Origin of the sequence: Aquimarina sp. Aq107, assembly GCF_943733665.1 — a bacterium.
Lineage (GTDB): Bacteria > Bacteroidota > Bacteroidia > Flavobacteriales > Flavobacteriaceae > Aquimarina.
The window spans coordinates 1504032-1530391 of sequence record NZ_OX030782.1 but is presented as its reverse complement, the minus strand read 5'-3'; the positions used below and the strand labels follow the sequence as shown (position 1 = coordinate 1530391).

Annotated in this window: 20 protein-coding genes; 19 read left to right on the top strand and 1 reads right to left on the bottom strand. The window is 32.4% G+C overall.

What is annotated here, in order from left to right:
• Window positions 1-139: 139 nt before the first annotated feature.
• From NMK29_RS06180 to NMK29_RS06125, 12 genes are all read left to right on the top strand, one after another.
• Window positions 140-769: a C40 family peptidase gene (locus tag NMK29_RS06180; protein ID WP_108803059.1), complete on the top strand. Its 630-nt coding sequence runs from the start codon at window positions 140-142 to the stop codon at window positions 767-769.
• Between the two features lie 35 nt (window positions 770-804).
• Window positions 805-1728 carry a hypothetical protein gene (locus NMK29_RS06175; RefSeq protein WP_108803058.1) on the top strand — a complete coding sequence of 308 codons (924 nt, stop codon included), beginning with the start codon at window positions 805-807 and terminating at the stop codon, window positions 1726-1728.
• Complete coding sequence (locus tag NMK29_RS06170) at window positions 1725-2600, top strand: TssN family type VI secretion system protein (RefSeq protein ID WP_108803057.1); 876 nt, start codon at window positions 1725-1727, stop codon at window positions 2598-2600. Before NMK29_RS06175 ends, NMK29_RS06170 begins: the two co-directional genes overlap by 4 nt.
• A 255-nt stretch (window positions 2601-2855) precedes the next feature.
• On the top strand, window positions 2856-3242 hold the full coding sequence (tssD, locus tag NMK29_RS06165; RefSeq protein ID WP_108803056.1) for a type VI secretion system tube protein TssD: 387 nt from the start codon (window positions 2856-2858) through the stop codon (window positions 3240-3242).
• 147 nt (window positions 3243-3389) lie between these two features.
• Window positions 3390-3785: a type VI secretion system tube protein TssD gene (tssD, locus tag NMK29_RS06160; protein WP_108803055.1), complete on the top strand. Its 396-nt coding sequence runs from the start codon at window positions 3390-3392 to the stop codon at window positions 3783-3785.
• 453 nt (window positions 3786-4238) lie between these two features.
• Entirely contained in the window at window positions 4239-6023 is a 1785-nt protein-coding gene (locus tag NMK29_RS06155; RefSeq protein WP_108803054.1) for a type VI secretion system Vgr family protein, read from the top strand.
• Entirely contained in the window at window positions 6013-7092 is a 1080-nt protein-coding gene (locus NMK29_RS06150) for a DUF2931 family protein (protein WP_158594438.1), read from the top strand. Before NMK29_RS06155 ends, NMK29_RS06150 begins: the two co-directional genes overlap by 11 nt.
• Window positions 7093-7100: 8 nt before the next feature.
• Window positions 7101-8540: a DUF2235 domain-containing protein gene (locus tag NMK29_RS06145; protein WP_108803052.1), complete on the top strand. Its 1440-nt coding sequence runs from the start codon at window positions 7101-7103 to the stop codon at window positions 8538-8540.
• A 10-nt stretch (window positions 8541-8550) separates the two neighbouring features.
• Window positions 8551-9420, top strand: a complete 870-nt coding sequence (locus NMK29_RS06140; RefSeq protein WP_254097181.1) for a hypothetical protein — start codon at window positions 8551-8553, stop codon at window positions 9418-9420.
• 11 nt (window positions 9421-9431) lie between these two features.
• Window positions 9432-10127 (top strand): PAAR-like protein, encoded by a 696-nt coding sequence (locus NMK29_RS06135; RefSeq protein WP_108803050.1) that lies wholly within the window; start codon window positions 9432-9434, stop codon window positions 10125-10127.
• Between the two features lie 86 nt (window positions 10128-10213).
• Window positions 10214-13483: a toxin VasX gene (locus NMK29_RS06130; RefSeq protein ID WP_108803049.1), complete on the top strand. Its 3270-nt coding sequence runs from the start codon at window positions 10214-10216 to the stop codon at window positions 13481-13483.
• Window positions 13477-14235 (top strand): hypothetical protein, encoded by a 759-nt coding sequence (locus NMK29_RS06125; RefSeq protein ID WP_108803048.1) that lies wholly within the window; start codon window positions 13477-13479, stop codon window positions 14233-14235. Before NMK29_RS06130 ends, NMK29_RS06125 begins: the two co-directional genes overlap by 7 nt.
• Window positions 14236-14276: 41 nt before the next feature.
• Here the strand turns inward: NMK29_RS06125 and NMK29_RS06120 are convergent, their stop codons facing one another.
• A complete protein-coding gene (locus NMK29_RS06120; protein WP_108803047.1) occupies window positions 14277-15140 on the bottom strand; it encodes a hypothetical protein in 864 nt (287 codons plus the stop codon).
• A 136-nt stretch (window positions 15141-15276) separates the two neighbouring features.
• Between NMK29_RS06120 and NMK29_RS06115 the strand changes: the two genes are divergently transcribed.
• The 7 genes from NMK29_RS06115 to NMK29_RS06085 all read left to right on the top strand — a co-directional run bounded on the left by NMK29_RS06115 (window position 15277) and on the right by NMK29_RS06085 (window position 26358).
• The gene (locus NMK29_RS06115) at window positions 15277-15867 is read left to right on the top strand and encodes a hypothetical protein (RefSeq protein ID WP_108803046.1); all 591 of its coding nucleotides are present in this window, start codon (window positions 15277-15279) and stop codon (window positions 15865-15867) included.
• Between the two features lie 97 nt (window positions 15868-15964).
• Window positions 15965-16525 carry a hypothetical protein gene (locus tag NMK29_RS06110; RefSeq protein WP_108803045.1) on the top strand — a complete coding sequence of 187 codons (561 nt, stop codon included), beginning with the start codon at window positions 15965-15967 and terminating at the stop codon, window positions 16523-16525.
• A 20-nt stretch (window positions 16526-16545) separates the two neighbouring features.
• The gene (locus NMK29_RS06105) at window positions 16546-17115 is read left to right on the top strand and encodes a hypothetical protein (protein WP_108803044.1); all 570 of its coding nucleotides are present in this window, start codon (window positions 16546-16548) and stop codon (window positions 17113-17115) included.
• Window positions 17116-17205: 90 nt separating this feature from the next.
• Complete coding sequence (locus NMK29_RS06100) at window positions 17206-18678, top strand: SH3 domain-containing protein (RefSeq protein ID WP_108803043.1); 1473 nt, start codon at window positions 17206-17208, stop codon at window positions 18676-18678.
• A gap of 415 nt (window positions 18679-19093) precedes the next feature.
• Window positions 19094-20881 carry a type VI secretion system Vgr family protein gene (locus NMK29_RS06095; RefSeq protein WP_108803042.1) on the top strand — a complete coding sequence of 596 codons (1788 nt, stop codon included), beginning with the start codon at window positions 19094-19096 and terminating at the stop codon, window positions 20879-20881.
• Between the two features lie 6 nt (window positions 20882-20887).
• Window positions 20888-22249 (top strand): hypothetical protein, encoded by a 1362-nt coding sequence (locus NMK29_RS06090; protein ID WP_108803041.1) that lies wholly within the window; start codon window positions 20888-20890, stop codon window positions 22247-22249.
• 2 nt (window positions 22250-22251) lie between these two features.
• Window positions 22252-26358 carry a DUF6531 domain-containing protein gene (locus NMK29_RS06085; RefSeq protein WP_108803040.1) on the top strand — a complete coding sequence of 1369 codons (4107 nt, stop codon included), beginning with the start codon at window positions 22252-22254 and terminating at the stop codon, window positions 26356-26358.
• The last annotated feature ends 2 nt before the right edge of the window (window positions 26359-26360 follow it).

Genomic DNA, 26360 nt, shown 5'->3' with positions numbered 1-26360 from the left:
TATCTACACTTCATAATTCAATAAACTAACTAAAAAAACAACAATCCATGATTTTATGATTTTATTTTATTGTTATCAATAGACTAAGAATAGAAAATACGCATAAGTTTTTTATATTTGTGTAAATTTTATTTTTCAAATGAATACACTTTTTAAAACACTATTTTTATTTATCATTATTGTTGGGGCAATGAGTTGTGGTGGATCTAAAAAAGCGGAACAAGAAGCTTTAGCCCAGGCAAGAAGAGATTCTATTGCATTGGCGAAACAAAATGCTATCCTTCCTATCCAGAAAAAATATGGAGCAATATTAGGTGTTCCACCGAAGAAAATAGATAACGTTCCTTTATTTGAGTTTATAGATGATTGGATGAATGCTCCTTATAAATTAGGGGGAAATACTAAACAAGGAATTGATTGCTCTTATTTTACTCAATATATATATCACGACATTTATGGTAATTTAATTGAACGTACCGCACAAAAACAATTTGACGCACCAGACACAAATAAGTTTAAAGGATTACATAATCTAAAGCAGGGAGATTTAATCTTTTTTAACAATAAAGGTTCTGAATTTCGTGATATAACCCACGTAGGGTTCTATCTTGGAAACAATAAATTTGTTCACTCTACTTCAAGAAGAGGAAATTCTGGAGGAAATGGAGTTCAAATTAGTGACTTATCCAAACAACCTTGGAAAAGGATGTTTGTCGCTGCTGGAAAAAAACCTAAATTTAATAATAACACCAACACTGTAGAAAACTAGAGAAGAAGCTCGCATTCTTTACACCAACTAAACGAATGAAGAACAAAGAGATCCAAGACATCTATCAAGAATTAACCACTACCTATCAAAATCTAAAAGCAGAAGTTTTTGTTACTGAAATTTTAGAAAAATCTAGTGTAAATCTTACAGATATTGATGTTTTTAATAACAGTACTTTCTCCAGATCCTACAGAAGAGATGTAATTAATTTTAAATTAGATTCTTATTCTGGAAATACAGATAAGTTACAATTTAATATTGCTAGAAATGGTCTTTATGACACCTTACCAGAAGGACTATTCCATGAACCGGTAAAAGCGAAAAGTGATATTTCCTTTACAGAATTACACCAAAAACAGAAGAAACAAGAAAAAGATGCTCGATCTTTTTTCTCCCCGTTAGAAAACGAATTTTTCACTCAAAGAGTCAATATTGAAAAAAACGAACGTAAACTAATTAATGAGTTTGCGAACCTAAAAACAGATTTTCTTTTAAAATTTTGGAATTTAGACCCTGAGATTCCTTCTGATTACAGCATTAAACTTTTGCAATTATTACCTTATGTACACAAAATATCAGGTGAGATTGAACTAACTGCTTTAAGTCTAGAGAAAATCATAGGAGAAAAAGTGACTATCGAAAAAAAGTATAAAACTTTAGATGACAATATAAATGACACTTCTAAAGAACACCAACTAGGAGTTGATTTGGTTTTAGAACTAAAAGAAACTGTAATCTCCTATCCTTGCTGGGAAATAACAATAGGGCCTGTTGACCAAAAAAATATTGATAAATATATAGTAAGTGGTGCTACTAAAAAATTTATTACTATCTTTTGTGACTATTTTATCCCTATGGAAATAGATACAAAAATTAACGTAACATATTCGAGTAAAGAAGAAACATTTGTATTAAATGAGACTAACGGTCCCAGGATGGGTCTAACAACTATGATATGAATTTGATATTACAATCTGCAGCATTAAATGCTGATTTTTTTAAGGTAGGAATCTTACTATTGGCCGTTAGTGCTATTTTAATGGGAGTTGTTGCCGGGTTGAAGAAACTTTTTGTCAAAAACAAAAAGAAGTTTTTACTATACATGCTAGTGGTACTTTTATTATTTGCTGCGACAGCCCTATTAAGTAATGAAAAAGTACTTAATGACATACCTTTAAACAGCTTTATAGGTTTCCAAATAATATTTTTATGCTTGGGATCTTTACACGTGTTTGCTATGCGTAAATTTTTCCCAAACCTATCAGAAGAAGATCCAACAAAATTCTGGCCAGAATTTTTATATACTATAGTAACAGTATTTGTTGGATTAATTACGTTTCTGTTCGTTGTTGGGATTTACAAACCTGATTACAAATATATTTTCACAGCATCATCAATTTGCTTTCTTATTCCTATAATGATTGTGAAACTTTATGAATTTGCAGTCTCCGTTCCTGTACCTATATATAAAAAATGGTTCTACCCTATTGACAAAAAGATGAAAGACCCTAAAGACGACGAATTAATTAACCCGTTGGTTATTTCTTTTGAATTTAATAAGGGTGAAAATATTGATGAGTTGAGCAACTTTAGATTAAAAGCACCAGAAAAAATGGAGTTTGGTAAGCTATTCTACTTTTTCATAAACGATTACAATGATAGACATCCTGAAGGTGAAATAGAGTTTTTAGATGATAAAAACAACCCTTATGGATGGATTTTCTATACAAAACCAAATTGGATGGGCATGCAAACACATGTTGATTTCACTCGAACAATAGAGGGAAATAATATCAAGGAAAATGATGTAATCATCTGCAAAAGAGCATAAAAAATTAGTGTTAAAATTTTGTTAAAAAAAGATCTCAGTTTACTCGTTGAGATCTTTTTTTTATTAGACAAACTTCACGATAAAGTGCAAATTCCCTGAAAACCGTGTAGTCTTTTTCTTTCTTAATCCATTAATCCCTTCACACTTAACGATATAGTAACAACCTAAGTCTGATATATTTTACTATCTTTACATCGTACAAGTTACATTTATTATAATCATTATTTATTATTATTAATTTAAAAATTATTTATTATGTCTTTTAAAGCAAAATTAAAAGTTGGAGGAAATGAGTACAATGTATTAAACTGTAATTATGGTTTAGCTCAAGAAACCGACGCAACAGGACGTCCATCATCTGTAACTAGAGGTGGAATGATTACTATTGAAGTAGAATCTACTTCAGACACTAGCCTTTCTGATTGGATGTTTAACAATTTCGAAATGAGAAGTGGATCTATTGTTTTCTTAAAGAGAGATACAGAAGCTACTTCCAAAGAATTAAATTTTACCGATGCTTATGCAGTAAAGTATATGGAAAATTTTGACGCTAAAGGTTCTAATCCAATGACTGAAAAAATTACCATTTCTGCAAGAGAAATCGGTATTGGAAACGGTGAGCATACAAACGAATGGGTATAAATCATTTCGTTTTATATAAGATTTAAATTAAGGGAGTGGTTTTTTCACTCCCTTTCTTATCTTACATCATCATTTCCTCTTTGTTACATTTTCTTGTAAACAATAATGGAACTGATAAAGTAGTTATTCACATTAAAATTATTACTTATGTCATTTTTAGCAAAACTAGATCTTGATGGGGAAGAGATAAACATTCTGGATTGCTCTTTCACCTTCAGACAAGATACCGATTACACAGGGAGACCTTGTGCAAAACCACAAGGAGGACAAGTTAGTTTATTAATAGAATCTACTGCCAAAACAGATTTTTTGGACTGGACCATCTCTCCTACTATTACTAAAAGTTGTAAAATTACTTTTTTCAGAAGAGATAATATGTCTAGTCTAAAAAATGTAGAAGTTAAGGACGCTTATTGTATCGAATACACGGAGCATTTTAATGCAGAAAGCACAAAGCCGTTACAGATACATTTAGTATTATCCGCTAAGGAAATTTCAATTAAAGGAACTACGTTTACCAACAATTGGCCTTCCAAAGTGTAATAATTCTTTTTTTATTATCAGTTGTGATTTTGAATATTTTCATAATTGAATAGAATATCAAAGGATTTTTATTCTAAGATAACAGTATTTCTGAAATTAAATAAACTTACTAAAAACTAATGATACCTATAAAGTGGTTGCTTTAATATTTATCATAAAGTTTTTAGTGTTTTAGAGGAATATTATGGGATAAAACCGTCTAAAAAGTATCTCTTCTTAATTCTTGGTGTTTATTTGGGAAAGAACGGGAAAAGCTAAAAATGATTTTTAAAAACAAAAATCTCTTATCTTAGAATATATAATATAGATATGAGTTATCCTTATTACACCAGATAATACATAGTATTGTTTAAAAACATACTATTTGTTAATCTAAAAATGGTAACTTTATAAAAACCTGTGAAAACTATATTGACAACTTATCGGTTGTTAAATCACTAAAAAACAAAAGACATGGCGTTGCAATCTAACACTCAAATATTTATTGGAGGAACAGCAATAAATGCTTATAAACGATTAATACTGCATCAAGAAATCGATGCGCATCATGTACTAGAATTAGTTTGTAGAATGGATGTTCTAGAAAATATAACTGGAGATATTGCTTCTCAAACCAAGGATTATCTAGGACAAATCATTACCATACAAATTTCTTCTATTGGAACGTTTTCGGGCTACAAAGAATTTGAGTTTAAAGGAGTGGTAACCTCTGTAAATAGCACTATGGGATTTCATCAACAAAATGGTGACTTAGTAACTATAAAAGCGCATAGTTGTAGTATTATAGCTGATGATGGACCACATTATAATTCTTTTAATGATGTTGATCTCACTACCATTTTAGATGAAACATTTCAAAGATATGATCAGTCTAAATTAAAAACAGTCTTTAACCCTTCTGGATCTGATAACATTCATTATAGTGTACAGAATAAAGAAAGTGCTTTTCAATATTCAAGTCGATTAGCTGCGCAATATAGTCAATGGTTTTACTATGATGGAAGTGCTTTGATATTTGGAAAACCAGAAGATCAAGAAGAAGTTACCTTAACTTATGGACACGATCTTCAGGAATTTTCTTTGGATTTAAAACCTACATCTAATAGTTACAAATATTTTACTAACGACTACCTTACAGATGGACAGCATGAAAAAGCCACGAATGAAGTTAGTTCTGGTGTAAATGGATATAATGGTTTTACTAGCAATAAAGGAGATGAAATTTTCCCTAATGAAACTAATATTTATTTAAATTCATACAACGATCCATCACTGAAGCAAAGATTAGATACGCATGTAGAGCAACAGAAAAAGGCTGAAGAAATAAAGCAGGTGATTTTTAAAGGATCTAGCGACAATCCTGGTGTTAAAATTGGACAAGTAGTTAACATAAAGGGAGAAGGCGCAGATTACGGTAGTTTCAGAATTACAAAAGTTACTCATACTAATACCGAAAACGGAAGATATCAAAATAAATTCGAAGGAGTTACTGCTGAATTGGATGTGTATCCAAACACCAATTTAATGGCTTTTCCTAAAAGTGAATCTCAGGTAGCTATTGTAAAAGAAAATAGTGACCCTGATGGAATTGGTAGAATACGAGTACAATTCCCTTGGCAAAGAGAAACAGGAGAATTAACTCCTTGGTTACGTATTGTCACTCCGCACGCTGGAGGAGAAAAAGGTTTTCATTTCATCCCAGAACTTGATGAAGAAGTATTGATTGGTTTTGAAGGGGGTAATGCAGAAAGACCTTATGTATTGGGAACTTTATATACAGGAGGAGCTAATCCTGCAAGTTGGAATACCCAAAGCAATGATGTAAAAGCGTTGCGCACGAGAAGTGGTCATACGGTAGAATTAAATGATGCCGATGGCGCAGAATTTATTACTATTACCGATAAGAATCAAAATATTATAAATATTGATACTGCCAATAATGATATCACCATTTCAGCTGGAGAAAATATGACATTGAATGCTAAAAACATGCAGATAAATGTAGATGAAAATTTAGATATTTCTGTTGGAAAAAATAAAAGTGAAACAATTACTGAAGATTATTTTATCAGTGCGACTAATGAAGATCGCCAGATAGGAGAAACAATCAAAGTAATTAGTAGTGAATATAAGCAGGAAGCTCAGGAAATAACTACAGATGCAAGTGGCGAAATCAAAACCAATGCCGGAGGTAAAATTACAATTGCTAGTGCCGAAACAGTTGAATATGGAGAATAAAAGCAGTATTCGTAATACCGCTTCTTTATTGATGGTAATATTCACCGTAATGAGTATTGGAGTTGTTTCTTGTCAAAAGAATAATTCCCAAGAAATTAAGACTACAAAAAAAATGGAAAAATACGAATGGAGACCTACTGCTTGTGCACCGAAATATAATCCTATGCAGATTCATAAGGGACGATTGCTGTATGAAAATGGAGAAAGTATTTATATTCCTTCAGGGCATACATTACATCAAGGATGGGGTAAAATAGGGCCAACACACGTGGTGGGTGAAGACTTAAAGCCTGCACCTGTAAAATTAGAAATAACTTGGATTTCCTACTTAGAAAGAAAATTCTATACAGGTAATTTTGACTTGCCTTCAGAAAAAATAAATAAACTTTTTAAAGAAGGCTATATTAATCGACTAGGTAAGAAAGACACCTACGGAAGGATTAATATCGGATTAATTCCAGGAGGAGAAGTTGTCGTATGGATGATGGGAAATGGGTGGTCTAAAGAGATCGGTATATTTAAAGCTTCAGAAACAGAAGTAAGTATTAAGGAATTTTCACCTTATGCAGAACTTTCTATGGAAGAATTTATTGATTCTGTACTAGAAGAAGATTTTAAAGACGAAGTAAAAGCTAAAATGAATCCTGATAGTATTCCATTTGGCAAATGGAATGCGTATAGAAAAAAGTTCGAATGGAAGCCCTCTGTTGCATTTAAAAAAGAAGGAAAGCTTGAAGAAATAAGAATAACATTTTTTAATGGTGAAAGTCTATATACTATTGGTTCAAACAAAATATTAGATCAATTTCAGAATTATGCTATTCCGGATCATATCAGAATGGAATGGACAGACCAAAATAATAATCAATATGGGACTAGAATTTATTTTGAAGAAAATGAAATACACACTGTTTTCGAAAAAATGTATGAAAAGTCAAAAGATGTGCCTACAGAATTGATGTTAACTATTGATAAATATAATAGCGATATTACTATTGCTTTACAGAATGCATCAGAAAGCATCGATATTAAAAAGGCAAGAATAAAAGTATACGAAACTTCTAATTAATAAATATTATGGGAGGTATTGGATTGACAGCTACATCATCGGGAGCTCAAGAGGCTAGCAAAAATGTACTAAGCGGAGTTAATGTGCAAACCGCTCCAGTTCATGTAGGGAATGCAGAGTATGAAGAGTTAACACCAGATGATTCTGTAAATGTCACAGCCGCTGTTTTTTTTGATGGAACAGCCAACAATAGAGAAAATACGAATATTCGTTTGGAGTATGAGAAGATGAAAAGAGGTGAGCCACATGATGAGGAGCTTGTAAAAAAGTATCGCGATTTTTGGTGGGGAACTCCATGGAGTCCTAATAAAACAGGTAGCTATGATAATGATCACTCGAATGTATCCCGAATGGAACCAGCTTATGAACCTGTAGAAGAAGAGACAATAAAAAAATTTTCTATTTACATAGAAGGTATTGGTACAGAAAATGAAAGTTCCGATTCTAAAACGGGAATGGGATTAGGTACAGGATCTACTGGAGTCCGAGCTAAAGTAAAAAAAGGGTGTGAAGAAGTATCTAATGCTATTGCAGATTTAAGTATTACAAATATTAACACACTCACTATAGAAACGTACGGCTTTAGTAGAGGTGCAGCAGCTGCAAGGAATTTTATATATGAAATAACTCAAAGAAAAGGGCAATTTAAAAAACGTGTAGGACGCGGTGGAAAAATCTATTATAAGGTAGATTATGGAGCACTTGGTGAATTCCTAGAAGAAAAAGGAATCAAAGTAAAAATGATAATAATTCATTTTGCAGGATTATTTGATACGGTGGCTTCCTTAGGACTGTCTCACCATAATAATACTACTCAATTAAAGTTAAACGCTGTAAAAAAATCTCAACATACATTGCAACTTGCTGCTGCCGATGAACATCGAAGTAATTTTAGACTTACGGATATCAGAAGTACAGGTAATAGAGGTGTCGAGAAATTTCTTCCTGGAGTTCATTCTGACATTGGAGGCGGTTATGTGGATAATGCAGATGAAGAAGTTCGTCTTGATTATACAATTACAAATCTTAATGATCTAGAAAGAGAAAGGCAATTACTCATTGATCAAGGATGGTTTAAACCTAAAGAAATAACGGTAAGTGACTTTTGGGGAACGCTCACTGGAGATAGAAAAGGTCTAAGTAACAAATACAGTTTTATTCCTTTACAAATTATGACAAAATTCTCAATTGATAAAAATGTGAATTTAATAATGAGCAAAATCTCTCGAGAGTTTAAAATACCTAATGAATTAAATTCAGCTAAAACCATTCTGGATGAATATGTATTTAACGATGGTGTAGAAATGTCTTATGACAATCCAGAACATAGAATATTATTAGAGACGCTTAGAAACCGTTATTTCCATTTTTCTGCTCATTACAGTAGTATAGGTATGGGACCAAATAGAGTAAATGGTAATCGAGAACGAGTAACACAAGCTGGATAACAAAATAATCATGCAACGTGCCCTACCCCATATCAATCAGATTATAAAACTCAACGGAGAGCGAATTACCCGCACCTATACTTCTGAGGTAGTTAACCTTATAGAACAAGGTAAAAATAAATCCTCTGCTGCTGTGGGGATCGAATTTGATTTAACTTTTTATGGAATTGATCAAGAAGGGCTTCTAAATTATAGAATGGAAGTTAAAAAGAGATTCCTATTAAATGAAAAATTTAGTGTTATTCGTAAGATAGATAAAGCACAAAAAATCGCGCTAAAAGTTGCTTCAGTTAATGATATCTTAGAACTAAAAGTTGACAAGAGTTTTAAATTGAATAAGGTAAACAACACCAAAGAAATAAGACAAAAATGGAAAGAAGTAAAAATTGATCTTTTAGAAGAATACCCAGATTTGCTTAAAATGACAAGTGATTTTGATTGGCAATTACAAGAAGATAATATTCAGCGCGTATTTTTAGAAGATAATTTTTATCAATTCTTTTTTACTAATATTTTTTATCAAGAATTTGAAGATAAAAAGTTAGCACAACAAACTAAAGTATCTGCCAATGCCCTAGGTAATATAAACATCCCAATTTTAGAGCAAAAAAAGATTTCTAAACAAGATATTGGGTTCACCAAGGTAACTATTACATCAGATGCCGAAATGGATATTGATCATAAAAAGTTTCCATTAGCTAAGCTTAACGGATTTTTAGGCAAATTACCAACGAATCCAGGTGATAAACACATGTTAGATTTTGAGTATAAAGGTACTTATAAAGTAAAACCCCAATTTGGATTGGTAACCAAAGGAAAATTAAATTACTCCTTCGAAGTAAAGGATTTATATAAAAAAAACAACTACCATAACCTTTAATTTAGAAAAAGATGAGTAGTAAAATATATGTATTAGATGGCGCATTATTAGAATGTAATCAGGGCTTTGTGCCTGCTAAGCTTTTAGTAACGCAAAATCAAAAAGTGAAAATCCAAGGCAAGTTTAAAGCTACGGATATGGATGTTCAGGTGCCTGCTACTTTCGGACAATGTAAACTAAAACCAACTAGTGGTGGATATTTACCTTGTATTCCAGCGCTACAAAAGTGGACTAAAACTACTAAAACCTCAACATTAGGAGGAAGTAAAAAATTCTTATACGAAGATTCTGAATGTATGTGTGGTACTGGAGGTAAAGTTACCATTATGCAACCTATGCAGATCAATACTGGTGGAAATGCTAGTGAAAAATTCAAGGAAATTGCAATGACTATTCCTGGTGCGATGATGGGCAACGACAAAGCTCCCAAGGTAGTAGAAAGTTATTGGATGGATGCTGCTGGTAAAGAAAAGATTGATAAAATCAATTATGGAGAAAAAGCAACCATATTTGTTATGACAGAAAATATGGATCCTGGCAAAAGTGTAAAAGTAAATGTTTCCGAAAAAAACGGAAAACAAATTGATGGACAACAAAATCAAATAGTATACACAGGTACAGTTAAAGCAGATGGTTCTGCGGAATTAAAGCCATTAGATACAAAAGAAGATTGGAATAAGGAAAAGCAAAGTACTAATGGCAAGTAAGAAGAGATATTTTCTTTGAAAACATTTTTGATTTCAATAAAAGTCTCAGAATATGTAATCTCGTGATCGAGTAAATTTCTATTATTATGGGTGACAGAACTAGAAAATTAACATTACAAATAGAAGCAGAAGGAAGATCTTTTGATTTTAGTAATCAAACATTAGTGCTAGAATGTAAAGAAGAACCAACTATAAAGCTTCACTTTTTGCGATCGGGTATACTCGAAGACAATCCAAAACAGAGCCATATAAAGGCTAAAATGAAAACCAAGGATGGGAAGTCTCAAAAAGATGAAAATGGAAATGTTATTCTAGAAGAAGTTATTATTACCGATCCTAAATTAGAGAATTTTAGTACCGTACATACAGGTCTAAATCCTGGATATATCTATATCATAGATGAAAATAAACCAGATGAACCTATAGAGTTTGAAGTTGATGAATACGGTAATTTCAAATCTATCTCTTGGGAAAAAGGAGGCGACGGTTTTCCAGATGTTCGTACTACCGATGGAAAAAGCAATACGAATGGATTTTATGAAGCAGAATTTGAATCCATCGTTTGGGCAGCGTACTCTCCTATCCAATGGACCAAAGCATATTATGATTCTTTAGCAGGTGATACTAATAAGCGTAAAGAGCGTATGACCCAAATACAAGCCAGCGGTTTTCCTCTGGGACTCATACAAAGTACAACTGAGCATGCACCTTATTCCTACATAACAACCTATTTTCCTGCAGACAGAAAAAATCTATGTAGAGCGATCCAGCAAAAAATAGATACCATACAACGACAGGAAGAAAAAAGAGAAAAAAACCGAACAGAAAACCCAAATCATCAGGAACCTGACTTACAAACAGATATGTTTATAACCCTTGAGGATCCTATAAGTTCTGCAGCAGAAATCAGTAACTTTTTATCAGATAAAATACTTGATTTTAAAGCCTTAGTTGATGCCATACAAACTGGTGAAACTTTAAAACAAGCTTATGATAGAATATTAGATGGAAATCTTGAAGGACCTAAACCGGAAAAAGAATATCAATCTTTGATATCATTGGCTCTCACCTGTTATTTGATGGTTTACAATGATAATGATGCTATACTAGATTATGATGGCGGGTCACCAGGATGGAATTTTAGTGATCGACACTCTTTAGATCCTCGTCCCAAAACCAAAACATTTTATGGTAAACATACCACACATACATTACCTAATACAAGTACAATTGGCTATGGTCTAGATTATCAAAAACTAGAAGGAATTCTTGGGATCAAAGAAAGAAAAGCATTAAGAGAAGAAGTCTTTGAATATAAAAAAGATTTTGCTACCTACCTTGACACAAAGGAGTTTAAAACGGTTCTAGATGATTATATAGATAACCTAGTAGAACGAACCATAGAAGGACGTGGATTAGTGTTAGAAATTATTGATGCTATTACTATTAACACATATGATTTCGACAGGCATATGTTATTAAAAAAGCACTATAAAAATTCTGATGAATGGATCGATTGGGTGTATCGAATGATAGATAAAGACTATGAAGAAGAGTTTTCTAATACTAATGCAAAAAGTAAGACTTCAGGATATGAAAAATTAGATCCTATATATGCACTGCTTACACCTACCATTAATTTGGACAAAGTAATTGATAAAGGTAGAAGTATTAGCCATAAAATTGCAAAGGTTTACAAGAAAAAATTAGGCCATCATGCAAAACAGGCTTTCGTAATGAAACAAGTAGGGCGAACCATGTTTAAAGAGATTACGGAAAAACAGGAATTCATAGTTAAAAAACTAAACGAAAACCTTACTGTTTATGATGAAGCAATGTTTCATATCGAGGATGGAGAGATGAGAATGCGGCTACACGAGCTAGGTGTTGAAATTGATGATGATTATATCAAACAATCTAATCACGTACGTGTAAAAGGAAAACAAAATTATGGGGGGAAAAAAGGGAATTTACTCAAACGAAAACCTGGTTTTAAGAATACCAAAATGCAAACCGAAGTATTAAGGGCGATACATGGTAGTGAAGGTATTGAAATATTGGAAAGTGTGGAAAGTGGTGGCACACAAAACAAAATAGGTTTACGCGTACGAAAGAAGATAGATGCTGATCAAATAAAATCCAATGCAAAAAATGTAAAAATTGCTCAAATGGTGAATGGTCGTGCGTTTAATGGGGTATTTGCAATTTTGGAATTTATCAATCTTGGAGCCGCGTTTAATAAAGTACGAAAAGACCATTTAAATGATGAAATAAATGAAAAAAATATTACCAATTTTGCTGGTGCCAGCATAAAAATGGGAGAAGCTGGATTAAATCTAAGAAAAGCATTTGTGGAGTTTGGAGGTAAGGAAGTTTCTAGTATTTTAAAAAATTCAACTAAAGTAGCAAGTGTAGTTGGAGGGGCATTTACAGCTGGAATGTGTTTTTGGGAAAGTATAGAAGCCATGGATAAAGGAGATGTAGATAGTGGAATCGCTCTGGCTGGTGCTGGAGCTGCATTTGCATTATCAACTGCGGCACCATATATTTTTGCCTCTGCCTCGGTTGCTGGCCCAGTTGGATGGATCGCTGCGGGTATTGGCGTAGGATTAATTATTATTGCTACGTTATTAAGTGATAGTGAATTGGAAACATTTTTCAAAAACTTTGTATTAAGCGATACGGAAGCATTTCCTAAAGATGAAGAAGACACCCCAATGATATACAGTCGTAAGGTACTGGCTAGCAAAGAAGATTTAGTGGATGACGATTATACGGAAACATTGATGCATCCAGCAGATGCTGAGGCCAGTTTGTTTGACGCTATTATATGTAAACAAATTGCTTTTGAACCTATAGATCCAGATACACAAACCTTTACCAGTGGACGTGATTCCTTTGGAGTGAGCACAAGTAGTTCAGTATCTACAGCATCTCGTTTTACTGCGACTATGGTATTTAGTCAGTTTTTTAATGACCCTGATCAATTAGAAGCTTATGCATATTTTTACCCAAAAGGAGTAAAAAATGGAGGAGCAATTAAGATGATCATGAACAAACCCATTACGGTAAAAGATCCAAAAAGAGATAATGCACTACAGGTAGAATTTTCAGTACCTGATATACATAAAGATAAAATTCGTTTACAATCTGAAGTAATCTTTGCAGGGCGTTTACACCTTGATAAAAGTCAACATTTACATTTCCCTTATCCACTAGCTGGTGAAGAACGTTTTCTAGGAGCCAAAATACGAGTGAGAAGTTTAAGTGCGGGATTATATATTAGTAGTTTAAAACAAAATAAAGCAGTAAACATTACTTCTTTAGGTGATCTCAAAAACCCTGAAACATGGTAGGTTTTAAAAGACAAGTCACACACACAGCTTACCAAACGAACAATTTAAATAAAAAATATTATAAAGGCTTAACCAAAAATATTGGTGTAAAGCCAAGAGGTATTAAAAAAGAATGGGTATCTAAAAACGGTAACTATTTATATTTAAGTAATGAATATGTTCAAATAAAAACGGGTGCTAACGCAATTCCTTTGGTAGGAAGTATAATTTGCATTTTCGTATTATTATTATTCTCTTATGTCTGGTACTTTAAAGGTTCTTTAGGGATTATGGGCATTAGCCTTTTTTCTATATCAATAATTTCTCTAATTTTCTTCATTGTTTATTATTTAACGATGCCAAAAAAAGAACATATACTTAATAGATTAGATGGACTAATTACCTTTACAGGTACTTTTTGGCAAAAAAATATAACAATGACATTTCAGGATGTCGAATTTAATTATACTACTGGTAATGAAGATGGTACTGGAGCTTTTATACTGCAAGTAGTAAGGCCCAATAAAATAAGATCTTTTGATATTTTTTCATTTGGCGGCACTAATTGTTATGAAGATTTAGCAATGATTACCTGGTATATGGATAAAAATCGACCATTACCTCCTGGTGATGCTTTTGATGAGTTTCGGGAACAAGATTATGAACGGCGCAAAGCCGAAGGGTTTCCAAAACCTCAATATCCAAGCATTATCAAAACTCCAGAAGCCACTAAAAAACAACAAGAAGAACGAGAAAAGATAGGTGGATGGTAATTGCAAATTTCATCATAGTTACTTTAAATCTTTTAAGTAATCTATCGTATTAATAATGTTAAAGGAATGATATAAGAACTGATCATTGGCTTCCCTCTATCATCCTTCGCTTGTTCGATAACTCCCAAATTATTCATAATCAATTTTAAATCATAAGATAAAGCTTCATCTTCAGAGGTAGTTTCAATATTCTTAATCCCCTTATCAATGTCTATAACAAATGATACTGATAACCTCATACGTTTGGAATCTTGTACGGACTTATATTTTTTTAAATTTAATTCCCTTGCTATTCTATTTCTAATAACTTTATTAAAACAACTAACCCCTTTTTTTTTCTCACAACCTTCCAGAACCGGATATTCAGAAATCACTGAGTCTTTCAAACCTTTTTTGTCAACCTCAACGAACTTGAATACCGAATCTACATTTCGCTCGACTTCAACATTTTCTCGTTCAATTGCTGGTTTCGGTAAAAAATTAACGAGCTCATCTTTTATTTTAGAAACTCGAAACTTGATAGGTTGAAAAAAACCAATTATAATATTTTCTCCAATTTCGACCGGTAGTACAACCAAAGGAGTTTCTTTTTCTAACAAGATCGCGTTTTCTCCTTCAATAGCGTTCCATCTAACGTTTTCTAGTTCTTTAATGTTTCTTATAAGTTCCTTATCATCTCCACTATAAATAAAAGAAAAATGTCCATCCCCCTTAAAATGTAAAACTGTTTTTCCTAATTCGGCAATAAATATTCTCTCTTTTTTATCATTAAATTTTTGATCCGGAACGATCACTTCTTCAATATTCCACTTTCCAGCTACCCAATTATTTGTAACTTCCTGACTATTGGAAAAAAAAGAGATTAATAAACATAGAATTGAAAAAACGTATTGTTTAGTAAACATCAAAATCAAATTTGGTTGAGATAATAATCTTAATTTTGGAAAGGTAAATAATCCTTATTATTAATTGAAAAAAAAGACTCTAAAATATCTATTAATAATTATTCTAGTAAACTGTTGTAAACCGCAGCAACAAGGAATGAGTATTCGTTATTGCTCATTAAATGAATATTACACCAATTATGTTTTTGATATTGAAAATGATATCGATGCATTGAAAAAAATGAATCTTTATGTAGTAGGTGAAATAAAAGCCCAAAAACACTTTGTCGATTCTTTAAAAGCATCCAGCTATATGGATAATTTGCCAAAAACCTATAAAGATCATCAATATGGTACTTCTTTATCGTTAACAGCAAGTGATGTATACTTATATACTCCTCCAAACGAATTTTCTTTTGATCAAGTAAATGATGAAGATTTGGTTATGGTATATGAATTGAATGAGGAACAATTCAGCATTAAAAATATAGTTGTCGGTCAACAATATAAAGATAGTTCTATTTCTATTACGGTTCAAACCTCATCCAAAATAAATCGACGTGTTCTAAAAGTTAACAATAATGAATTTAAACTAGAAACGCTATATCAGGTATTTAATAAAATCAAAGAAATAAAGTATCATACTAAAACGGATAATTTCGTCTATTCCATATTTTTAGGAGAAAGTAATGTACTTGATATTGTCTATAAAAACAAAGGCACATCGTTAACATTAGATTATAAATAACCTCTCTAAAAACATTACCTATCTAAAAGTATATTTTTTGATAACTTAGACAAAAGTTGTTTCAATCTAATCAATAAAACAGAAATAACAAGAATCCATGAAGAAAGTCATTCTCTTATTACTAATATCATTCTTTTCCTGTAAAAACAATCCACAGCCTAATGTCCAAAACAGTCAGGTGATTGTTCAACAAGCCAATGAAAATATAGAAAAAATTATTATCACAGATCAAGATGCTTTTTCTATAAATGAACTAATAGGTCAAAGACTTATCGGTATGGAATCTAATCAAGAGGATAAAGAAAATGATCCATATAAAAAATATTCAGTAGACTTTACAGGAGCTTGTTATTCAAGTGACCTTTGTGTAATAGAAATAAGTAAAAATCAAATAGCCCTTAGTAATTATTATGATCCAAAAATAAAAATGGTAATTGATATTAAAAATAGTATATCCGAAGAGAAAAAACTTATTCTTAAATTAGAAAATGACAGCTTAACTCAACTAATTCTTACAAAGTTTATAAAAGACCTCTATTTATATAAAACAGAATTCAAAGGAAGCATTTCTCAAGATATTCGCATGAGTAAATACTTTGCGAATGAGACTATTATTTCCAAGTTTGGAGGAATTGATTGTGAGGATTTCGATGGTTAATAATTCACATATAGAAGTTGATGAAGACAATACACATCACATTATTTTTCGCCATATTACTTTCCACTGTTTATGTAAGCAATATAAATACAAAACCAACTGATTCTCGAATCAAAGTGGATACTATTTTGTTTCAACAGCCTGAAGTTGAATATTTATCCGAGACTTTATATATAAACAGCAAATATCCGTTTGAAGGAAAACTAGATGCCCTAAAACCTCTAATAAAAAAAGCTGATTCCATAAGAAAACAACAAGACGATTGTGGTTATGTTATAGAAGACTCCTATGAAATATGGAATTATCTAAATTGTGAAATTGAAGTATCAAAAACTGAATATGCATTCAGAGAAATAGATTTAAAATCTTCTAATTATACCATTAAACATAAGAATGTTATTTTTTCAAAAAAATATACGCTGCTAAATTTTAAAGAAGATTTCCCTGTTTCCTTTATAAAAAATAAGAGTGAAGAAAAAAATGGAATAATTACAATCAACATGTTCTCACACCCTTTATCTGATGATCTTTATATATTTACATTTCGAAACGAAAAACTAGTGGAGCTTCGTTATTTCTTTCCATGTTAATGTTTCATAACGAATAAGAAAGTACTATTCAAGGAGAAAAACTATTATATCAATTCGAAAACAATTATCCAACAGGAGTTTATTAATCTTATGAAAAGACTTCAAATATTCATTTTGCTCATTTCTATCGTTACTGTAACCTTATCTTTTGGACAAGAGAAGTTTAATTATAAGTTTTTAAACGATTATTCTACTAAAGAAGTTCCACTAGAAGAAAAAACGAAATTAGATCAGAACGCACCGACGAATCACATTACATTAATTCAAAAAAAAGCACTTCATTTTGATAAAATCACAGAAGATTGGAAACAAGTAGATTGTGGAGTACTTTATAACCTCAAATTATCCGAAAACTATATTACTTGGGTCCTTTATTATTATTGGGGCGAAGAACTTCATACCACCCTTGTAAATTACGATTTAGAATATAACTTTATCGATTCAGAGCAACTTGCAATGGATGAAAACGCAGAAGGATGGACTTTATCAGAAAGTACTATTACCCGACACCGTATTCACAGAATGGATGCATTATATATCGAACCAGAACAGATAGAATACATAAATTTTATTTTTAAAGATACAGGTGAAATTGTAAGTGAAAAAGAATACTACAATGGAGACATCCCAGATACCTGTATTCATTATTTTGATCCATTAGCAGTAAAATATGTACAAGCATTAAATGGGCTTAATATTAGAGATGAAAACGGAAACAAAATTGGCAAATTACTGTATGGAGAAAAAGTAAATATTATAAAATATACCAATAAAGAACTATCTGTAAACGATAATGGAAAAATCATAAATGGCTCTATAGTAGAAATATGTAATTATGAATCTGGTTATAACAAAAGAAGATATGTTTTTGATGGATACCTTGTTGATGATACCGCATTAAAACTATATAATACTCAATTATGTCCAAATATGCTCACAGAGGATGATAAAGATCCTTTTAATAACGGAGAAAGAGTTTGTTTAGATGACACATATTCAATTATTTTAGAAAAACTACCCAATAGTATCCCTACTAATTTTATCACCAAAAATGATAACGTAATACTAGAAAAAGATAAAATAACACTACCACTAACTAATGGAAATAAAAAAACATTCATAAATAACACAGAATACCTAGAGAGTACGGAATCTTACGAATATATTGGGTTTTTAGAATCATTCAATTACCACTTAATAGCAGGCAGTTATTTTGAAGAAGGAGATTTCTTTTTTGTTGATCAAAATAACGGAAAAATAAAAACTAGGTTCCCTGATTACCCACATATTTCACCAGATAAAAAAACAATAGTTTGTTTCTATTTTGATATATACAATAAACGTTCTGAGTTGTTTATTTATAAGATAGATAATAAAGACCAAATTACGTTAAAGCATCAAATAGAAATAGTTTATTGGGGACAAAATATGGAGAACACAGAAATTCTCTGGACTTCTAATCTCTCTTTTGTAGTAAAAGCAACTCCTATAGCCACGATGTGGGAAAGCTCCGGAAGTTATAATAAATCCTATCAGAATATACATATTAGAATACATAAATAAAATATTTTATTCTAATAATCCTAGAGGCTCTAGTCCGTCCAAAACAGAATAACACACTACTCTCTACAAATTTCTATTACACATCTACAAAACATTTTCCAATATATAAGGGTAACAATTATACTATAGATTGTATATAGTGTAGAACGTGCAAAATAAAGGGGGAAAACAACCCATTTTTGTGTAAGAAAACGTAAATATAACGTTGCTAACTATAAGGTTTTTAAAAATTTAAGTATTTTTATAATAGAATAGTTAGATGCTATTTTTGATAGTTTTCACACAATTCGAACATACATTCTTTCCCCAAATCGTTCGAACTGTTAACTATGACTATAAATGGTATACTAATAGTTGACTGAATAACGAATTTTTATTATTAGGGCATTTTATAAAACTGGAAATAAGGAAAATCATGGCACTGCAATCAAATACACAAATTTTTATCGGAGGATCTCCCATAAAAGCTTATAAAAGGTTAATGTTACATCAAGAAATTGATGCACATCATGTGTTAGAACTTTTATGTCGAATGGATGTATTAGAAACTATCGCAGGAGAAATTGCCTCGGAAAGCAAAAATTATCTTGGCGAAATTCTAACAGTAAAAGTATCCTCTTTAGATACTGTAAACGGATATAAAGAATTAGAGTTTAAAGGTATTGTTACCTCAGTAAGTAATACAAAAGGATTTCATCAACAAAGCGGTGATCTAGTTTCTATAAAAGCACATTCTTGCAGCATTATTACGGATGATGGTCCGCATTATGACTCTCATAGTGATGTTGGACTTTCTGAAATATTGGATAAAACTTTTCAAGGATATGATAAATCTAAACTTGACACTAATATTAGTCCTCAAAACTCAGAAAGTCTTCATTATAGTGTACAGCATAATGAGAGCGCTTTCAAATATGCTAGTAGATTAGCTGCCCAGTATAGTGAATGGTTTTTTTATGATGGTAGTAAACTAGTATTCGGAAAACCCGAAGATAAAGAAGCAACAGAACTAAATTACGGCCATGATTTACAAGAGTTTTCTTTAAATCTCAATCCTATTCCTAATAATTTTAAATACTTTACGAATGATTACCTAACCGATGAGCAGCACGAGATGGCTACTGCCCAAGTGAATTCTGGTGTCAATGGATTTAATGGTTTTACTAGTCAAAAAAGCGAGGCAATCTTTGCCAAAGAAACAAGTATCTACGTAAACTCATACTATGACCCTCAATTAAAAAAGCGACTAGACAAACACGTAGAACAACAAAAGAAAGCAACAGAAGTAAGACAAGTAGAAATACACGGAGTAAGTGATAATCCTGGTGTTAATCTTGGTCAAGTTGTAAAAATAAAAGGAGAAAACTCTGATTATGGAAGTTTTAGAATTATCAGTGTATCTCACAATTCTACAGAAAATGGAAAGTATCAAAATCGTTTTGTAGGAGTAACTGCTGATTTAGATGTCTATCCTAATACTAATATGATGGCATTTCCAAAGAGTGAATCACAAGTAGCTACAGTAATGGATAATGCTGATCCAGAAGGAATGAGTCGAATAAAAGTTCAGTTTCCTTGGCAAAAAGCAACTGGAGAAGAAACTCCGTGGCTTCGTGTTTTAACTCCGCACGCAGGAGGTGGTAAAGGTTTTCAATTTACACCTGAAAAAGATGAAGAAGTTATTGTTGGTTTTGAAGGAGGTAATGCAGAAAGACCTTATGTAATGGGAGCTCTTTTTACGGGAGGTAGTAATGCTGGGGATTGGAAAACCGAAAAAAATGATATAAAAGCGATCAAAACTCGAGGTGGTCACACACTATCCTTCTCTGATGAAGACGGAAAAGAAACGATTACTATTACTGACAAAAATGGGAATTCTATCATCTTAGACACTTCCAAAAAAGAAATAAACATCAGTGCTCCAGAAAAAATTAATTTTTCTTCTAAAGAAATTAATATTAATGCATCGGAGACCGTAAATATTGACGGCACAAATAATGTAAATGTTAAGTCCAAAGAAATCCTTAATGATGGTAGTGCTAAAGTTACTATCAATAGTGGAGCCAAGGTCGAAGTCGGAGCACCTAGTACTTTGGTAGAAGGAAAAGCAGAACTAAAGCTTACTAGTAAAGGAATGACGGATATTGATGGTACAGCAATGACTAATGTAAAAGGAGGTTTGTTAAATCTAAATTGTGGGTAATATATCATGAATAATGAGCATAATCCTATAGCGCAATTAATTACTACAATCCAACAAAAATGGATTAATGAAGTCAGTCCGTATAATCATATTCAATTGGTGCGATGGTTAATCAAACCTGATCAAGCTAGATTATATGAGGGTTTTCTAAGATTAGAATCTACTCCAAATGGAGGACTTCCCGATGTTCCAATTGTGTTGCTTACGGCTTTCAAAACAAAAGAAACTCACAGCAGAAAATTAATAGAAGATTGGATTGAAACTTTTAAAAAAGACGAAAAATTACAACAAGAACTAAAAGTTAGGAACTTAAAATTCAATTGGAATATTGTGGACTATGAAGCGAAACTAGAAAATGAGAATACTGATTGTAATATTTTATTATTGGAGATGCTCAGTAATTTTCAAAAAGCAATGCCTAACCCTCAACTACATTTAACTTTATCGCTTTACCCTTACTCTATAGAAGACACTAAGGACTATAGCAAATGGATTGACAACCTTATACAATTAGGGATGCCAGATAAAGTAAGACTTATGTTTTTTGATTATGTAGAAGAAAGACATTTTGATCAACTTATAAAAACACATCAGGATGTTTCTAAATCTTTAGCTGTGCCCATTGATTTACAAGGTGCTATTAACAAAATAGCAGCTGCGGGAGATCCGAATGATCCAGAAGTTCAATTTAGACAATGCATGATCGAAATGTCTAAAAGTGTAACTAAAAAAAATCTCCCACGACTTCAGAATTGGGGTAAAAAAGGATTAATGATTACTCAGAAATCTGGAAGTAAATCTGCCTTTGCCACTGCTCATGTGATATATGCTGGAATGCTTTTCAATTTCAAAGAATATCAAATTATAGAAGAATTACTACAAAAAGGTATGGCTATAGCAAAACAAGGATTATCAGTAGGTGATGATACTTGTAAGCCAATTATTGTACAAAATTATGGGTATCAAGCAAGTTGTAAGCAATTACAAAAACAAAAAGACACAGCAGCAAATTTATTTTGTAAACAAGCAGAAATGTCTATTGAATATGGTTTTGGTCCACAAGCATTGACAGCATGGTGGTTGGGATATAATGTAATAAAAAAAAGAGACAAGAAACGCTATACAACTATTATTACTGAGGCATACCAATATGGAGTAACATTGCCAACAGAACTAATAAAATCTACGTGTATGGCATATATCGCAGCGGATTATTATAACAGTTGCGAAAAAAACAGAAATACTGCAGAATGTGAATCTATTGATCTCTTCATGAAAGAAATTGAAGGAGAAGAATGGAGAGAACAAGTAGAAACACATCGTAAAGAAATGGAGAAAAAAAGTCTTTCAATTTTAAACTGGTTCTAGATATGTTATTAGCAAGTAAACACTTTACTCCTGTCATCGGAATTGATATACATATCATAATCGTTCCGCCTGGAGTTCCTATACCAATTCCTCATCCATACATAGGTATGGTTATTGATCCTATGGATTATGTTCCTATTATTGGATCTACCGTAAATGTAAACTGTGTTCCCAAAGGAAATAGTGGAACAGCAGGAATGATCGGAACAGTAGTTCATATACCTATGGGAGGTCCGTTTGCAATGGCTCCGATGATTGGTCACGATTCTATGAACTTTTTTGGAAGCACAAAAGTAAGCGCAGAAGATGCCTATTTTACTCCTGCGGGATATATGACAATGACATGTAATGACATCGGGATGCCGTTGTCATTGACTCCTGGAAAAAAGATGAAACCAATTCCTAGTTTGTATCTACCATCTTCAATGAGTGTTCCTTTACCAATGGGAAAACCTGTTAATGTTGGAGGACCATATGCTCCAGATTTGATGGGAATGCTAATGGCTTTAGTGATGTCATACGGTTTTGGTGCTCTTATGAAAGGAGCTGGAAAAGGATTGACCAAATTAAATCATAAAGTATTAAAGAAATTTCCTGCCACACAAGGTCTTAGTAAAAAAATGTGTAAAATGGGATTCGAACCGGTTGACCTAATTACAGGTCGTATGGTATATGAAGGAGAAGATTTTAGCATAGCTGGACCAATACCTATTCGTTGGGAACGAAATTGGTATTCAGATTCTGGATATGAAGGGATGATGGGACATGGAATGCATTGCAATTATGATCTCTCATTACACGTTGATTATGATGAGGATTCCATCGTAATGCGATTACCAGATGGAAGAATAACTTCTTTCCCAATGTTGCTTACAGAAAATGAAACTTCTTATAACAGAACGGAAAAACTAACACTTACCTTTATTGATGGTAGCACCTATGAAGTTATTGACAATGAATCACAACAAACATATACATTTAAGAAATATACGGATACATTATACAAACCGACAAGTTTAAAAAATCCTGAAGGTTTTGAAATTCAATTCATTTATAACGCTGTTTATAAATTAGAACAAATCATCGATACTGCTGGTAGAAGAATTGATTTAGATCTAAATGAAGAAAACAAAATAACTAAAGTTTCCGCTACGCATCAGGGAGAAACCAGAACGCTAGTAAAATATTCTTATAATGAAGAAGGAGATTTAATTGAAATTATTGACGCATTAGATCAAAAAACGGTGATGGAATATGAAAATCACCTAATGATAAAGAAAACTGATCGTAATGGCCAGGCATTCTATTGGGAATATGACGGAAAAACAACTGGTGCTAAATGTATTAGAACCTGGGGAGATGGAGGCATATTATCAGGAACAATTGAATATAACAAAGGGTATAATGTAGTTATCAATTCACTAGATCAAGAGAGTATCTATTACTTTAACAATCAAAATCTTTGTACACAAGTTACCGATCCAATGGGAGATCATATTTTCCATGAATATACGCCATATATGGAACCGTATCGCGATATTGATGAAGAAGGAAATATTACTGGATATAGTTATGATGATAGAGGAAATTTAATTGGTTTACATCAACCTGATGGTTCCGTTATTGGATTTGTTTACGACGAAAAAGATAGATTGGTTCTTACTAAAGACCCAGCTGGAGGATCTGTAGTAAAAACTTTTGAAAATGACCGTCTACACGCTGTAATTGGATTAGATGGAGGCGTTACCTCTTTTGAATACAATAACCAAGGGTTAATTCAGGAAGTAAGAGATAATGCAGGGAATAGGACTTTTCTAAATTATGATGAAGATCATAACCTAAATAAATTAACACTACCTAATAATGCTGAATCTACTTGGGAATATGACCCTTGGGGAAGATGTCTACATACCAAAAATTCTGAAGACCATCAACAACAATTCTTTTATGATGAATTAGACCGTATTTATCAAATACGACAAGCAGATAATAATCTTATTAAATTAAAGTATAATGCCTATGATGAGATAATCCAGACCATAGATCAAAAGAAACGAGAAGTTAATTTTGACTACACTCCGATGGGAAGCCTCAAAATGCGAGAAGAAAATAGTAGAAAAGTTTACTTTAAATATGATACAGAAGAACAACTGAATACCATTACCAATGAGCACAATGAATATTATCGTTTTTCTAGAAATGAAAAAGGGGAAATTATTAGAGAAATTGGTTTTGATGGACTTACCCGAAAATATGATCGGGACCGAGCAGGAAAAGTATTAAAAGTAAATAGACCCGATGATAAATACACGGAGTACGAATATGATTTTAACGGTAGAATTACAAGAGCAGAATACAGCGATGGTACATGGGAAACCTATAGTTATGATCTTAACGGTAATCTGATTGAAGCTGTAAATGAAAATAGTCGTGTGCAACTCATACGAGATACTTCAGGACGCATAATTGCTGAAAATCAAGACGGACACCTGGTAGAAAGTGAATACGACTCTTTAAGCAATCGAACTAACATTACAAGTAGTCTTGGAGCCAATATTGCGTTGACAAGAAATAAACTTGGATTGGTAGAAAAAATAAATGCTAGCAATCTATCTCAAACTGAAGAATCAACTAAAGCTTGGAATGCACAATTTGCACACAATAGCCTAGGGATGGAAGTAGAAAGAATGCTTCCTGGTGGTGTCATTAATCATATCGAATATGATCAAGCGGGCAGACCAATACAACACAAAGTAACCTCTGCCAATAAAGAAATGCGTCATCGTACCTATACCTGGAACGTAAATGATCGACTCACCAAAATGGTAGATCAATTAACCAATGGAACTGTAGCCTATAGCTATGATGAGTTCAATAATTTGGCAGGAGCACGATATGAAAACAAACAGTTTGACTATAAACTACCAGACGAAGTAGGTAATTTATACAGAACTGAGAGTAAAGGAGATCGAAAATATGGAACTGGAGGACAATTACTGGAAGCCAATGGAAATAAATTTAAGTACGATGCCGAAGGAAATCTTATTACCAAAATCAGTGCCACTGGCACATTTGAATATTCTTGGTACGGCAACGGAATGCTACGATCAGTTACTGATCCAAAAAATAGCACTACTGAATTTGAATACGACGCACTTGGTCGTCGTACCGCTAAGATAAAGGATGTCAGCCTGAGCCTGTCTAAGGCCAATAAGCAAATAACAAGGTTTGTGTGGGACGGCAACGTACCTCTCCATGAATGGAAATATGATCTCAATCAAAGACCCGAATTAGTAGTAGATGAATATGGTATGCTTAAAGAAAGTAAACCAGAACCTATTGAAAATTTAATTACTTGGGTATTTGATGAAGGCACTTTTAAACCTGCTGCTAAGATAACATCAGAAGACTCCTACTCTATCATAACGGATTACCTAGGTACTCCTGTTGAGATGTATAATAGCAAAGGAGAAAAAACCTGGCAAGTAGAGTATGATATTTATGGAAAAGTACGTAAACTTGTAAAAGGTTCATTGAATGATTGTCCGTTTAGATATCCAGGTCAGTATGAAGATATCGAAACAGGTTTATATTATAATCGATTTAGATATTATTCGGCTGATGAAGGAGTGTATTTAAGTCAAGATCCGATGGGTCTGAAAGGAGGTAATAAAAATCATTATTCATACGTAAGAGACACTAATTCTTGGATTGATATTTTTGGTTTGGCTGAGCAAGGTAGAGATGCTCAAGGAAAATTTTTACCAAAGAATCCTGGAGATTCTGTACCTGGTAGTGATGCAGCTGCTGATGTTGTAAAAGATTTTGAATCTGATCCAAAATATGATGTTCTTGGAGAAGAAATATCTTTCAAAGATCAAGATACAGGACAGCGCAGAAGATATGATATCGTAGTTCAAGATGTAGATACTGGAGAAATAATTGGTGTTGAAGTCAAAAATTCGCAAACGGCATCATATGGAAAAGCTCAAAAAACTTTTGACGGAAAAGTTAATAGCGGGAATCACAATATAGTTCCAACTGGCAATAAAGCAAAAGTAGCCGGAGTAGATGGAATCGATAAAGTAACAGTAATAAGATGTAATTAAGC

Bases quoted from the DNA above. Each gene is read 5' to 3' on its own strand.
- NMK29_RS06180 (WP_108803059.1), top strand. From the start codon at position 140: ATGAATACACTTTTTAAAACACTATTTTTATTTATCATTATTGTTGGG.
- NMK29_RS06175 (WP_108803058.1), top strand. From the start codon at position 805: ATGAAGAACAAAGAGATCCAAGACATCTATCAAGAATTAACCACTACC.
- NMK29_RS06170 (WP_108803057.1), top strand. From the start codon at position 1,725: ATGAATTTGATATTACAATCTGCAGCATTAAATGCTGATTTTTTTAAG.
- tssD (WP_108803056.1), top strand. From the start codon at position 2,856: ATGTCTTTTAAAGCAAAATTAAAAGTTGGAGGAAATGAGTACAATGTA.
- tssD (WP_108803055.1), top strand. From the start codon at position 3,390: ATGTCATTTTTAGCAAAACTAGATCTTGATGGGGAAGAGATAAACATT.
- NMK29_RS06155 (WP_108803054.1), top strand. From the start codon at position 4,239: ATGGCGTTGCAATCTAACACTCAAATATTTATTGGAGGAACAGCAATA.
- NMK29_RS06150 (WP_158594438.1), top strand. From the start codon at position 6,013: ATGGAGAATAAAAGCAGTATTCGTAATACCGCTTCTTTATTGATGGTA.
- NMK29_RS06145 (WP_108803052.1), top strand. From the start codon at position 7,101: ATGGGAGGTATTGGATTGACAGCTACATCATCGGGAGCTCAAGAGGCT.
- NMK29_RS06140 (WP_254097181.1), top strand. From the start codon at position 8,551: ATGCAACGTGCCCTACCCCATATCAATCAGATTATAAAACTCAACGGA.
- NMK29_RS06135 (WP_108803050.1), top strand. From the start codon at position 9,432: ATGAGTAGTAAAATATATGTATTAGATGGCGCATTATTAGAATGTAAT.
- NMK29_RS06130 (WP_108803049.1), top strand. From the start codon at position 10,214: ATGGGTGACAGAACTAGAAAATTAACATTACAAATAGAAGCAGAAGGA.
- NMK29_RS06125 (WP_108803048.1), top strand. From the start codon at position 13,477: ATGGTAGGTTTTAAAAGACAAGTCACACACACAGCTTACCAAACGAAC.
- NMK29_RS06120 (WP_108803047.1), bottom strand. From the start codon at position 15,140: ATGTTTACTAAACAATACGTTTTTTCAATTCTATGTTTATTAATCTCT.
- NMK29_RS06115 (WP_108803046.1), top strand. From the start codon at position 15,277: ATGAGTATTCGTTATTGCTCATTAAATGAATATTACACCAATTATGTT.
- NMK29_RS06110 (WP_108803045.1), top strand. From the start codon at position 15,965: ATGAAGAAAGTCATTCTCTTATTACTAATATCATTCTTTTCCTGTAAA.
- NMK29_RS06105 (WP_108803044.1), top strand. From the start codon at position 16,546: ATGAAGACAATACACATCACATTATTTTTCGCCATATTACTTTCCACT.
- NMK29_RS06100 (WP_108803043.1), top strand. From the start codon at position 17,206: ATGAAAAGACTTCAAATATTCATTTTGCTCATTTCTATCGTTACTGTA.
- NMK29_RS06095 (WP_108803042.1), top strand. From the start codon at position 19,094: ATGGCACTGCAATCAAATACACAAATTTTTATCGGAGGATCTCCCATA.
- NMK29_RS06090 (WP_108803041.1), top strand. From the start codon at position 20,888: ATGAATAATGAGCATAATCCTATAGCGCAATTAATTACTACAATCCAA.
- NMK29_RS06085 (WP_108803040.1), top strand. From the start codon at position 22,252: ATGTTATTAGCAAGTAAACACTTTACTCCTGTCATCGGAATTGATATA.